The following is a 12,572-nucleotide window of genomic DNA, read 5'->3' on the forward strand; positions in this document are numbered from 1 at the left end:
TTACTGAATTCTGATCCACGAGGCCTGCATGTCTTTCGATCTCGCCGCACGCCTTGCTGCCCGTCGTGCCGAAAACCTCTACCGCCAGCGCCCCCTGCTCGAAAGCCCTCAAGGCCCGGAAGTGGTGGTCGACGGTCAGCCATTGCTGGCGTTCTGCAACAACGATTACCTGGGCCTGGCCAATCATCCGCAAGTGATCGAAGCCTGGCGCGCTGGCGCTGCTCGTTGGGGTGTCGGTGGCGGGGCGTCGCATTTGGTCATTGGCCACAGCACGCCGCATCATGAGCTGGAGGAAGCGTTGGCCGACCTGACCGGTCGCCCGCGTGCGCTGCTGTTCACCACCGGTTACATGGCCAACCTCGGCGCGGTCACCGCGTTGATCGGGCAGGGTGATACGGTGCTGGAAGACCGCCTCAATCATGCCTCGTTGCTGGATGCCGGTTTGTTGTCCGGCGCGCGTTTCAATCGCTATCTGCACAACGACGCGGTCAGCCTGGCCAAGCGGCTGGAGAAGGCTACCGGCAATACACTGGTGGTCACCGACGGCGTGTTCAGCATGGACGGCGATATTGCCGACTTGCCGGCGTTGGCCCGGGAAGCCAAGGCTAAGGGCGCGTGGCTGATGGTCGATGACGCCCATGGCTTCGGCCCGCTGGGCGCCAACGGCGGCGGGATTGTCGAGCATTTCGGCCTGAGTCAGGAAGACGTGCCGGTGCTGGTCGGCACCCTCGGCAAGGCATTCGGCACGGCAGGAGCCTTTGTGGCCGGCAGCGAAGAACTGATCGAAAGCCTGATCCAGTTTGCCCGCCCCTATATCTACACCACCAGCCAGCCACCGGCCCTGGCTTGCGCGACGCTGAAAAGCCTTGAGCTGCTGCGCACTGAACATTGGCGACGCGAGCATCTGAAGACGCTGATCCGCCAGTTTCGCCATGGCGCCGAGCAGATCGGCCTGGAGTTGATGGACAGCTTCACGCCGATCCAGCCGATCATGATCGGCGATGCCGGGCGTGCGATGCGACTGTCGCAGATGCTGCGCGAGCGCGGACTGATGGTCACGGCGATTCGTCCGCCCACCGTGCCCGCCGGCAGCGCCCGTCTGCGCGTGACCCTGACCGCCGCCCACAGCGAAGCGCAGGTGCAGCTATTGTTGAATGGACTGGCCGATTGTTTTCAATTACTGGGACCGGAGCCAAGCCATGCGTGATCGACTGATTCTGCTGCCCGGCTGGGGCCTCGGAATTTCACCGCTGGAGCCTTTAGCGGCCGCCTTGCAGGGGCTGGATGAGCATCTGCGGGTCGAGATCGAGCCGTTGCCGGAACTGGAATCGAGCGATATTGAAGAGTGGCTCGATGAACTGGATTCGACGATCCCGCAAGACACCTGGCTCGGTGGCTGGTCCCTCGGTGGCATGCTTGCGTCTGAGCTGGCGGCGCGTCGTGGTGATCGTTGCTGTGGCTTGCTGACCCTGGCGAGCAATCCTTCTTTTGTCGCCCATGAGCAATGGCCGAGCGCGATGGCTGGCGAAACCTTCGACGCGTTTCTCGCCGGTTGCAAGGCCGATCCGCGAATGACGTTGAAGCGCTTTTCACTCCTTTGCGCCCAAGGCTCGGAAGATCCTCGCGGGCTGTCGCGGTTGTTGCTCGGTGGGGCGCCGCACACCTCTGAAGCAGTGCTGATGAGCGGTCTGGAAGTGCTTGCCCAACTAGATACCCGTCAAGCCTTGCAGGCATTTCGTGGTCCGCAACTGCATTTGTTCGCCGGCCTCGACGGTCTGGTCCCGGCCGAGGCAGCGAGCGAGTTGCTGGCCTTGCTGCCGGATGTCGAAATCGGCCTGATCGAACAGGCCAGCCATGCGTTTCTACTGGAAGACCCCCACGGTGTGGCGGGGGCGATCCAGGCCTTTTTGCACGAGTCCGGTGATGACTGATTTATCTTTCCCCAATCTACCCGGCGGCTTGCCTGACAAGCGCCAGGTGGCGGCCTCCTTCTCCCGCGCGGCGTCGAGCTACGACAGCGTGGCCGAATTGCAGCGCGATGTCGGCAGCCAGTTGTTGAGCCGTTTGCCCGGTGATTTTGTGCCGGGTGTCTGGCTGGATCTGGGCTGCGGTACGGGGCATTTCAGTCGGGCATTGGGCGAGCGCTTTTCTTCGGGCAACGGACTGGCAATGGACATCGCCGAAGGCATGCTCAAACACGCCCGGCCATTAGGCGGCGCCACCCATTTCATCGCCGGGGATGCAGAACGGTTGCCGTTGCAGGATTCGACCTGTGATCTGATCTTCTCCAGCCTGGCGGTGCAGTGGTGCGCGGATTTCGAATCGGTGCTCAGTGAGGCGTTTCGGGCACTCAAGCCGGGCGGGGTATTCGCGTTTGCTAGTCTTTGTGTAGGGACGCTGTTTGAGTTGCGTGACAGCTGGCGTCAAGTGGATGGCATGGTGCACGTCAATCGCTTCCGCGAGTTCGGTATTTATCAACAGCTGTGCGCGACCAGTGGCTTGCGGATTGTCAGTCTGGAGACCCGTCCTCATGTGTTGCATTACCCGGACGTGCGCAGCCTGACGCATGAACTCAAGGCGTTGGGCGCACACAACTTGAACCCCGGTCGGCCGGGCGGTTTGACCGGTCGGGCGCGGATCCTTGGCTTGGTCGAGGCTTATGAGCAGTTTCGTCAGGCCGAAGGATTGCCGGCGACTTATCAAGTGGTCTACGCCGTGTTGGAGAAACCCATATGAGCGCTGCTTATTTCATTACCGGCACGGACACTGATGTCGGCAAGACCACCATTGCTGCCGGCCTGTTGCATGCTGCGCGGTCGGCGGGCATGAGTACGGCGGCGGGCAAGCCGGTCGCTTCCGGCTGTGATGTGACGCCCAAGGGTTTGCGTAATTCCGATGCGCTGGCGCTGCTGGCCGAGTGCTCGTTGCCGCTGACTTATGCACAGGTCAACCCGGTGGCGTTCGAACCGCCGATTGCTCCGCACCTGGCCGCGCGGGAGGCGGGCGTGGCGCTGACGGTGCAATCACTGTTGACGCCGATGCTCGCGATTCTCGACATGCAGGCCGATTTCACCTTGATCGAAGGCGCCGGCGGCTGGCGCGTGCCGTTGGCGGATCAGGACAATCTGTCGGATCTGGCAATGGCGCTGGGCCTGCCGGTGATCCTGGTGGTCGGCGTGCGCCTGGGTTGCATCAATCATGCGCTGCTGACCGCCGAGGCGATTGCCCAGGACGGTTTGCAGCTGGCGGGGTGGGTGGCCAATATCATCGATCCGAAGACCTCGCGCCTGGAAGAGAACCTCGCGACCCTCGCCGAGCGCATTCCCGCGCCTTGCCTTGGACGGGTGCCAAAACTCAAATCGGTCACCGCAGAAGCGGTGGCGGAGCATCTGCAACTGGATCTGCTGGATTGAGGTTTTGCCTATGACAAGGCACTGTGCCATTAGTGTTTTTGTCGGGCCTTTTGCCATCAGGTCTGTTTCAATGGCCGCTGTTGTTCCTATTTAGGACGAGTTCTCCCATGGAAATCTCAGGAAACACCGCTTTTTATGCCGGTCTGAGCACTATTCAGACAGGGCAGAACCGTGTCGATCAGGCTTCCGGCCAGATCGCCAGCAGTACCCTCGAGCGTTCGGTGACAAGCCAGTCTTCCGAGGTTCAGGTAGACCGCCTGCGTTCGGTTGACCGCAGCCAGCAATCGGACCTGGCCAGCAATATGGTCGAGATGGCCCAGGGCAAGTTTCAGGTGGAGGCCGGCGTGAAAGTCGCCAAGGCATCCGATGAAATGCTTGGAACGTTGATTGATACCTACGCTTGACCCCTCGCTGAACCCGTCCTGCCAACGCCGCGACTATTCGCGGCGTTTTTGTGCGTAAGTCCTTCTCCCTCAACTAATCTTTCCTGCATGGCTTGTTGCGTTGTCAACGGCGGCGGCGCGGCTGCGTGCCCGGCATTTGTGCGCGTGATGACGAACGGCAAAAGATCGGCGCTTGACAAGATTTGGGCGTAAACGTATGTTTCAAACAACTGTTTGACCGTCACAACAAATCAACACGGTCGTTCATTCCCGGTTACATCAGCAGAGGTTTATCGCTATGCCTGACTACAAGGCCCCCTTGCGTGATATTCGCTTCGTTCGTGACGAACTGCTCGGCTACGAAGCGCACTATCAGAGCCTTCCGGCTTGCGCAGACGCAACTCCAGACATGGTTAGCGCCATTCTCGAAGAAGGCGCCAAGTTTTGTGAGCAGGTGCTGGCTCCGCTGAACCGCGTGGGTGACACCGAAGGCTGCACCTGGAGCGAGTCCGGCGTTAAAACCCCGACTGGCTTCAAAGAAGCCTACAAGCAATTCGTTGAAGGCGGCTGGCCAAGCCTGGCCCACGACGTAGAACACGGTGGCCAGGGCCTGCCGGAGTCTCTGGGTCTGGCCGTCAGCGAAATGGTTGGCGAAGCCAACTGGTCGTGGGGCATGTACCCAGGCCTGTCGCACGGCGCGATGAACACCATTTCCGAGCACGGTACGCCTGAGCAGCAAGAGGCTTACCTGACCAAGCTGGTGTCCGGTGAATGGACCGGCACCATGTGCCTGACCGAACCGCACTGCGGCACCGACCTGGGCATGCTGCGCACCAAGGCTGAACCTCAAGCCGACGGTTCCTACAAAGTCTCCGGCACCAAAATCTTCATCTCGGCCGGTGAACACGACATGGCCGACAACATCGTCCACATCGTGCTGGCACGTCTGCCGGATGCACCGGCTGGCACCAAAGGCATTTCGCTGTTCATCGTGCCGAAGTTCATGCCGAACGCTGACGGTTCGATCGGCGCCCGCAACGCCGTGACCTGTGGTTCCCTGGAACACAAGATGGGTATCCACGGCAACGCCACTTGCGTGATGAACTTCGACGCAGCCACCGGTTACCTGATCGGCCCGGCGAACAAAGGCCTGAACTGCATGTTCACCTTTATGAACACCGCTCGTCTGGGCACCGCGCTGCAAGGCCTGGCCCACGCCGAGATCGGCTTCCAGGGCGGTCTGAAATACGCTCGCGATCGTCTGCAAATGCGCTCGCTGACTGGCCCGAAAGCGCCGGAAAAAGCCGCTGATCCGATCATCGTTCACCCTGATGTACGTCGCATGTTGTTGACCATGAAAGCGTTCGCCGAAGGCAACCGCGCGATGGTTTACTTCACCGCCAAGCAAGTCGACATCGTCAAATACGGCGTAGACGAAGAAGAGAAGAAAAAAGCCGACGCGTTGCTGGCGTTCATGACGCCAATCGCCAAAGCCTTCATGACTGAAGTCGGTTTTGAGTCTGCCAACCACGGCGTGCAAATCTATGGTGGCCACGGCTTCATCGCCGAGTGGGGCATGGAGCAGAACGTTCGCGACAGCCGCATTTCGATGCTGTACGAAGGCACCACCGGTATCCAGGCACTCGACCTGCTGGGTCGTAAAGTGCTGATGACTCAAGGCGAAGCCCTCAAAGGCTTCACCAAGATCGTCCACAAGTTCTGCCAGACCAACGAAGGCAACGAAGCGGTCAAAGAGTTCGTCGAGCCATTGGCTGCACTGAACAAAGAATGGGGCGAGCTGACCATGAAGGTCGGAATGGCGGCCATGAAGGACCGCGAAGAAGTCGGCGCGGCGTCGGTGGACTACCTGATGTACTCCGGTTACGCCTGCCTGGCCTACTTCTGGGCTGACATGGCGCGTCTGGCTGCCGAGAAACTGGCTGCCGGCACCTCCGAAGAGGCGTTCTACACCGCCAAGCTGCAGACTGCGCGCTTCTACTTCCAGCGCATCTTGCCGCGTACCCGCACTCATGTTGCAACCATGCTGTCGGGTGCCAACAACTTGATGGACATGAAAGAAGAAGACTTCGCACTGGGCTACTAAGCCTCAACGCAGTTCTTCATAAAGCCGCTATCCCTTCCGGGGTAGCGGCTTTTTTGTTCCTGGTGAAAGTAAAAGCTCGCCCGCGATCTTTGATGGGAGCCAGTCACTGCCAATTCGGTCTGCGGCCACTGAAACACCCGCTAAAAAAACCTGACAATCGACTCAGTAAGTCGGCATTTCTGCCGTTACAGTAGGTGGGCACAATGCCATCTATTGTCATGACGGTCGGAGCTTTACCCTTGCCGCGTTCTTCCGCTGTACGTATCAGCCATTTCCTACCGTCGTTACTGCTTTTGCTTGCGGGGCTTGCGGCCGCTTACATCAAGGACCTCAACGTCTTTTTCACTTCGCTGTTCAACGTGCTGCCGACCCTGGTGCTGTTACTCGGTGGTGCGTATTGCGCGGTTTACCGACGTCAGCGCGAACTGTTTCTGATGGTGACGGTGTACATCGCCTACTTTCTGCTCGACACCCAGACCGACTATTACCGCGACAACGGCAAGGTCCGTGAAGATGCAGCAGTGGTGTTCCACCTGTGTTGCCTATTGCTGCCGCTGTTGTTCGGCGTGTTCGCCGCATGGCAGGAACGCACCCACTTGTTTCAGGACATGGTGGCGCGCTTCGCGGTATTGCTCGCTGTTGGCAGTGTCGCGCTCGGGCTGGAGCAAAGTTATCCCCAGGCCTTGTTGATGTGGCTGTCGGAAATCCGCTGGCCAGCGCTGCATGGCGCCTGGATGAGCTTGATCCAGTTGTCCTATCCCGTGTTCATCGCCTCGTTCCTGCTGCTGAGCTGGCAATACTGGCGTAACCCCAGACCCTTGCACGCCGCACAACTGGTGGGGTTGGTCGGGTTGTTCTGGGCGTTGCCGAAAACTTTCATCCTGCCGTTCACCCTGAACATCATGTGCAGTCAGGTGATGTTAATGATTGCCGCCGCGGTCGCCCACGAGGCCTATCAAATGGCCTTCCGCGACGAGCTCACTGGCCTGCCGGGTCGTCGCGCCTTGAACGAGCGGATGCAGCGGCTGGGGCGCAATTACGTGCTGGCCATGAGCGACGTCGATCACTTCAAGAAATTCAACGACACCCATGGTCACGATGTCGGCGATCAGGTCTTGAGACTGGTCGCCAGTAAACTGTCGAAAATCGGAGGAGGCGGTAGGGCATATCGCTACGGCGGTGAGGAATTTGCCCTGGTGTTCGCGGGCAAGACCCTCGAAGAGTGCATGCCGCACCTGGAAGTCATCCGCGAATCCATCGCCACCTACAACATTCAGTTGCGCAATCAGGACAGCCGTCCTCAGGACGACCAGCAAGGTCGCCAGAAACGTGCAGGTTCGGGCGCTACCAGTGTGTCGGTCACTGTCAGCATCGGCGTGGCCGAACGACAAGAGCAGCGCACCCCCGAAAAAGTACTCAAGTCCGCGGACGAAGCGCTCTACAGCGCCAAGGGCGCCGGGCGAAATTGCGTGGTGGCATTCGGTCAGACTCGCCGTGGCGCGGTGCGTATGGACGCCGCTACGGGTTGAGTGATGATGGCGCATTCAGCGTCTGGACTGTGATTGTGAGGCCGGGTGGGCGGCAGTAGGTTTGAACGATCTGCTGACGGAGAAACGACCATGCCCGAATACAAAGCTCCCCTGCGCGACATGCGCTTTCTGATCGACCACGTCTTCGACTTCCACACCAACTACGCCGCGCTGGGCGCCACCGACGCGAGCCCGGACATGGTCAATGCGATCCTCGAAGAAGGCGCGAAATTCTGTGAGAACGTTCTCGCACCGTTGAATCGCAGCGGTGACGAAGAAGGCTGCCATTTCGACAACGGTGTGGTGACAACGCCTACAGGCTTCAAGCAGGCTTTCGCACAGTACGTGGAAGGTGGCTGGCACGGTCTGGCAGCTGATCCGGCGTATGGCGGCCAGGGTTTGCCAAGTTCTCTGGGCCTGGTCATCAGTGAGATGGTTGGCTCCAGCAATACCTCGTGGGGCATGTACCCCGGCCTGACCCACGGGGCGATGTCGGCCATCCACGCCCACGGCACCGAAGATCAGAAGAACACCTACCTGAGCAAACTGACGGCTGGCCAATGGACCGGCACCATGTGCCTGACCGAGGCGCATTGCGGCACTGACCTGGGCATCATCAAAACCCGCGCCGTGCCTTCAGCCGACGGCAGCTACGCGATTTCCGGCAGCAAGATCTTCATCTCGGCCGGCGAACACGACATGAGCGACAACATCATTCATCTGGTGTTGGCGAAACTGCCGGATGCTCCGGCAGGCACCAAGGGTATTTCCCTGTTCATCGTTCCCAAATTCCTAGCCGATGCCGAGGGTGAAGCCGGCGAGCGCAACGGCGTCTCCTGCGGCTCGATCGAACACAAAATGGGCATCAAGGCCTCGGCGACCTGCGTGCTGAACTTCGACGAAGCCAAGGGCTTCTTGATCGGCGAGCCGAACAAGGGCCTGAACTGCATGTTCACCATGATGAACCACGCACGGCTCGGCACTGGCATGCAGGGGTTGTGTCTGGGTGAGGCGAGTTTCCAGGGTGCCATCAAGTACGCCAACGATCGCCTGCAAATGCGCGCGCTGACTGGCGCGAAAGCACCGGACAAAGCCGCCGATCCGATCATCGTTCATCCTGACGTGCGCCGGATGTTGCTGACCATGAAAGCCTTCAACGAAGGCAACCGCGCGCTGACCTATTTCACCGCGCAGCTGCTGGACGTCGCGCACCTGAGCCCGGATGCAACGGCGCGTCAGGACGCCGAAGACCTGTTGGCCTTCCTGACGCCGGTCTGCAAAGCCTTCATGACTGACACCGGTCTGGAGGTCACCAACCACGGTATGCAGGTGTTTGGCGGTCACGGCTTTATCCGTGAATGGGGCATGGAGCAGTTGGTTCGCGACTGCCGGATCGCGCCGATCTACGAAGGCACCAACGGCATTCAGGCGCTGGATCTACTCGGGCGCAAAGTGCTCGGCAGTCAGGGCAAATTGCTGCGTGGCTTCACCAAAATCGTCCACAAATTCTGCGCGGCGAATGCCGAGCATCCACAACTGGCCAGCTATGTGGCTCAACTCAATGGACTGAATCAACAGTGGGGCGAGTTGACCGCCAAGGTTGGCATGGCCGCAATGAAGAATCCGGACGAAGTCGGTGCGGCGTCGGTGGATTACTTGATGTACAGCGGTTACATCATCCTCGGCTATCTGTGGTTGCGCATGGCGCTGGTGGCCCAGGCGCAACTCGACGCTGGCAGCGGTGATGCGGATTACTGCCGAGGCAAACTGGCAACCAGCGAGTTCTACTTCAAGCGTTTGCTGCCGCGTACTGCCGCTCATCGGGCGGCTATCGAAGCGGGGAGTGATTGTTTGATGAAGTTGCCGGCGGAGTTGTTTGCGCTCTGACGATTGTTAAAAGCTTCGCGGGCAAGCCTCGCTCCTACAGGTCAGTGTCGTTCACGGGATATGCGTGACCCCGACCTGTAGGAGCGAGGCTTGCCCGCGAATGCGTTCTGCCAGACGAGAACTGCTCAGCTGAAATGCTGCTGACTAAAAATTACAAAACGGTCACGGCCTGACCCTATGTGTCGCAAAAGTTGTTGGGTTACACTCGAGCCCAACGAAAACATCATTCCCACGAATCACCTGTTTAGATCTTGCGAGGTTTGCCATGGCTGACTACAAAGCGCCCCTGCGCGATATGCGCTTCGTCCTCAATGAAGTCTTCGAGGTCGCCAAACTCTGGGCGCAGCTGCCTGCGCTGGCCGAAACCGTTGATGCTGAAACCGTCGAAGCCATTCTCGAAGAAGCCGGCAAGGTCACCAGCAAAAGCATCGCGCCCCTGAGCCGTGCAGCTGACGAAGAAGGTTGCCATTGGGCGGACGGTGCCGTCACCACGCCGGCCGGTTTCCCACAGGCTTATCAGACTTACGCTGAAGGCGGTTGGGTCGGTGTCGGTGGCGATCCGACCTACGGCGGCATGGGCATGCCCAAGGCCGTGTCGGCGCAAGTCGAAGAAATGGTCAACTCCGCCAGCCTGTCGTTCGGTCTGTACCCGATGCTGACCGCCGGTGCCTGCCTGTCGATCAACGCCCACGCCAGTGAAGAACTGAAAGCTGCGTACCTGCCGAACATGTATGCCGGCGTCTGGGCCGGTTCCATGTGCCTGACCGAACCGCACGCCGGTACAGACCTGGGGATCATCCGCACCAAGGCCGAGCCTCAGGCCGACGGTTCCTACAAGGTCAGCGGCACCAAGATCTTCATCACTGGCGGCGAGCACGACCTGACCGAGAACATCATTCACCTGGTGCTGGCCAAACTGCCGGACGCCCCAGCGGGGCCGAAAGGCATTTCGCTGTTCCTGGTACCGAAGTTCATGGTCAATGCCGATGGCAGCCTGGGCGCGCGTAACCCGGCGAACTGCGGTTCGATCGAACACAAGATGGGCATCCAGGCCTCCGCGACGTGCGTGATGAACTTCGACGAAGCCGTGGGTTACCTGGTCGGCGAGCCGAACAAAGGCTTGGCGGCGATGTTCACCATGATGAACTACGAGCGTCTGGGCGTCGGTATCCAGGGCCTGGCCACCGGCGAACGCTCCTACCAGAACGCCGTCGAATACGCCCGCGACCGCCTGCAAAGCCGTTCGCCGACCGGCGCGCAGAACAAGGACAAGGTCGCTGACCCGATCATCGTCCATCCGGACGTGCGTCGCATGCTGCTGACCATGAAAGCCTCGAACGAAGGCGGTCGTGCGTTCTCCACTTACGTGGCCATGCAACTGGACACGGCCAAGTTCAGCGAAGACGCGACCGTCCGCAAACGCGCGGAAGATCTGGTCGCTCTGCTGACGCCAGTAGCCAAGGCGTTCCTGACCGACCTCGGTCTGGAAACCACCGTGCACGGCCAGCAGGTTTTTGGCGGCCACGGTTACATCCGTGAGTGGGGTCAGGAACAACTGGTTCGCGACGTGCGCATCACCCAGATCTACGAAGGCACCAACGGCATTCAGGCGCTTGACCTCGTAGGACGCAAGATCGTCGGCACGGGCGGGGCGTTCTACAACCTGTTCGCGGATGAGATTCGTCATTTCACCGCCACCGCCAGCGCTGATCTCGCGGAGTTCACCAAGCCGCTGAACGATGCCGTCACCACCCTCGACGAGCTGACTTCGTGGTTGCTGGACCGGGCGAAAAACAACCCGAACGAAATCGGCGCGGCGTCGGTCGAGTACCTGCAAACCTTCGGTTACGTGGCTTACGCTTACATGTGGGCCCTGATGGCCAAGGCGGCCTTCGGCAAAGAAGCGCAGGATGATTTCTACGCGAGCAAGCTGGGCACGGCGCGGTTCTATTTCGCCCGTCTGCTGCCGCGTATTCACTCGTTGAGTGCGTCGGTGAAGGCGGGGAGCGAGTCGCTGTTCCTGCTGGACGCCGGACAGTTCTGACCCGATAGCGTCATGTAAGCATTCTCTTACATGACGTGCTGCTGTTCTCCCATAGGCGAAGATTGGATCCAGAGCTAATCTACTTCACATGGACGTCGCGCAGGAAGCGCAAAGCAACAACACGGACACGTAGGATTCTGCCAGGACGGCGGAGTGAAATGGATGTCAGGGAAACAGTCTGCAAAGCCCCGCTTCGGCGGGGTTTTCTTTTGCCCGCAGAAAAGTATTCAGCGCGGCCCGTCGAGCGCAGTCGAGCTGTTCAAACGGTCGTCGGGCCCGTTCATCACTTCTTCCAACAGCGTGCGCAATAGGGCCAGCGAGGCTTGTTGCCGCTGCACATCCCGACACACTAATCCGACTTTCAGCGGCACTCGGGGCTCGGTCAGCGGTTTCCAGAGCAATTCATTGTTGCCGAGCGCCTTTTGCGAGCGCCCGGGCAGCACGGTGGCCAGCCGGGTGTGGGGCAGACTGTCGAGAATCCCCGCCATGTTATTCAGTTCCGCCTGCACCTGCGGCCGTCGTCCCAGATTGGCCAGTTGTGTCTGCCAGATCTGCCGCACTTGAAACTCTTCACCCAGCAACAGCATGGGCAACTCGGCGGCCTGACTCATCGAGACTTTCTTGAACTCGCGCAACGGGTGGTCCGCCGGGATCACCAGGGTCAGTTCATCTTCGTACAGCATGACGCCGTGCAACCCCGGCTGTCGGGGCGGCAGGTAGCTGATGCCGATGTCGAGGGAACCATTGAGCAGCCGCCGCTCGATTTCCAGGCCAGTCAATTCATAGATCTGCACCACCAGATGCGGTTGCGCCTTGCGCACGCGTTCGAGCATCTGCGGCACCAGGCTGGTGTGAACCGTCTGCAACACGCCAATGGCCAAGGTGCGCAGCGCCTGACCCTTGAAGTTGCCCAATGCCTCGCGGGCCCGTTGCAGGCCATCGAGCAAGGGTAGGGCGTGGTTGTACAAAGTATGGGCGGCCAGAGTGGGTAGCAGGCGCTTGCTGCTGCGTTCGAACAGGCTTACATCGAGGTTTTGCTCGAGCTGGCGGATCTGCTGGGACAGCGCCGGCTGGGAGATTGACAGTCGCTCGGCCGCCCGGCCGACGTGGCCTTCTTCATAGACCGCGACGAAATAACGCAGTTGCTTGAAATCCATAAGGTGCGCTTATCGAAAATGCTGGGAAATCGAAATGGCTCAACGCCTTGTCTGG

At 60.0% G+C, this 12,572-nt stretch carries 10 protein-coding genes; 9 read left to right on the forward strand and 1 reads right to left on the reverse strand.

Annotated features, from left to right (window positions below):
* Positions 1-28: 28 nt before the first annotated feature.
* The 9 genes from bioF to FBY01_RS24930 all read left to right on the forward strand — a co-directional run bounded on the left by bioF (position 29) and on the right by FBY01_RS24930 (position 11,360).
* Positions 29-1,207 (forward strand): 8-amino-7-oxononanoate synthase, encoded by a 1,179-nt coding sequence (gene bioF, locus FBY01_RS24890; RefSeq protein WP_010467116.1) that lies wholly within the window; start codon positions 29-31, stop codon positions 1,205-1,207.
* Complete coding sequence (locus FBY01_RS24895; RefSeq protein WP_010467117.1) at positions 1,200-1,931, forward strand: alpha/beta fold hydrolase; 732 nt, start codon at positions 1,200-1,202, stop codon at positions 1,929-1,931. Before bioF ends, FBY01_RS24895 begins: the two co-directional genes overlap by 8 nt.
* Positions 1,924-2,736 carry a malonyl-ACP O-methyltransferase BioC gene (bioC, locus tag FBY01_RS24900; protein ID WP_010467118.1) on the forward strand — a complete coding sequence of 271 codons (813 nt, stop codon included), beginning with the start codon at positions 1,924-1,926 and terminating at the stop codon, positions 2,734-2,736. Before FBY01_RS24895 ends, bioC begins: the two co-directional genes overlap by 8 nt.
* On the forward strand, positions 2,733-3,413 hold the full coding sequence (bioD, locus tag FBY01_RS24905) for a dethiobiotin synthase (protein WP_010467119.1): 681 nt from the start codon (positions 2,733-2,735) through the stop codon (positions 3,411-3,413). The genes bioC and bioD overlap by 4 nt, the downstream gene beginning before the upstream one ends.
* 107 nt (positions 3,414-3,520) lie before the next feature.
* Positions 3,521-3,817 carry a hypothetical protein gene (locus FBY01_RS24910; protein ID WP_010467121.1) on the forward strand — a complete coding sequence of 99 codons (297 nt, stop codon included), beginning with the start codon at positions 3,521-3,523 and terminating at the stop codon, positions 3,815-3,817.
* 277 nt (positions 3,818-4,094) lie between these two features.
* Complete coding sequence (locus FBY01_RS24915; protein WP_010467123.1) at positions 4,095-5,900, forward strand: phenylacyl-CoA dehydrogenase; 1,806 nt, start codon at positions 4,095-4,097, stop codon at positions 5,898-5,900.
* 239 nt (positions 5,901-6,139) lie between these two features.
* Positions 6,140-7,429, forward strand: coding sequence for a GGDEF domain-containing protein (locus FBY01_RS24920; protein WP_145309942.1), 1,290 nt, complete (start codon positions 6,140-6,142; stop codon positions 7,427-7,429).
* Between the two features lie 90 nt (positions 7,430-7,519).
* The gene (locus tag FBY01_RS24925; RefSeq protein WP_145309944.1) at positions 7,520-9,316 is read left to right on the forward strand and encodes an acyl-CoA dehydrogenase C-terminal domain-containing protein; all 1,797 of its coding nucleotides are present in this window, start codon (positions 7,520-7,522) and stop codon (positions 9,314-9,316) included.
* Between the two features lie 265 nt (positions 9,317-9,581).
* Positions 9,582-11,360 (forward strand): acyl-CoA dehydrogenase C-terminal domain-containing protein, encoded by a 1,779-nt coding sequence (locus FBY01_RS24930; protein WP_077747298.1) that lies wholly within the window; start codon positions 9,582-9,584, stop codon positions 11,358-11,360.
* A gap of 227 nt (positions 11,361-11,587) precedes the next feature.
* Here the strand turns inward: FBY01_RS24930 and FBY01_RS24935 are convergent, their stop codons facing one another.
* Positions 11,588-12,517 (reverse strand): LysR family transcriptional regulator, encoded by a 930-nt coding sequence (locus FBY01_RS24935; protein ID WP_010467132.1) that lies wholly within the window; start codon positions 12,515-12,517, stop codon positions 11,588-11,590.
* Between the last annotated feature and the right edge of the window lie 55 nt (positions 12,518-12,572).

Source organism: Pseudomonas sp. SJZ077 (genome assembly GCF_007993905.1).
Lineage (GTDB): Bacteria > Pseudomonadota > Gammaproteobacteria > Pseudomonadales > Pseudomonadaceae > Aquipseudomonas > Aquipseudomonas mandelii.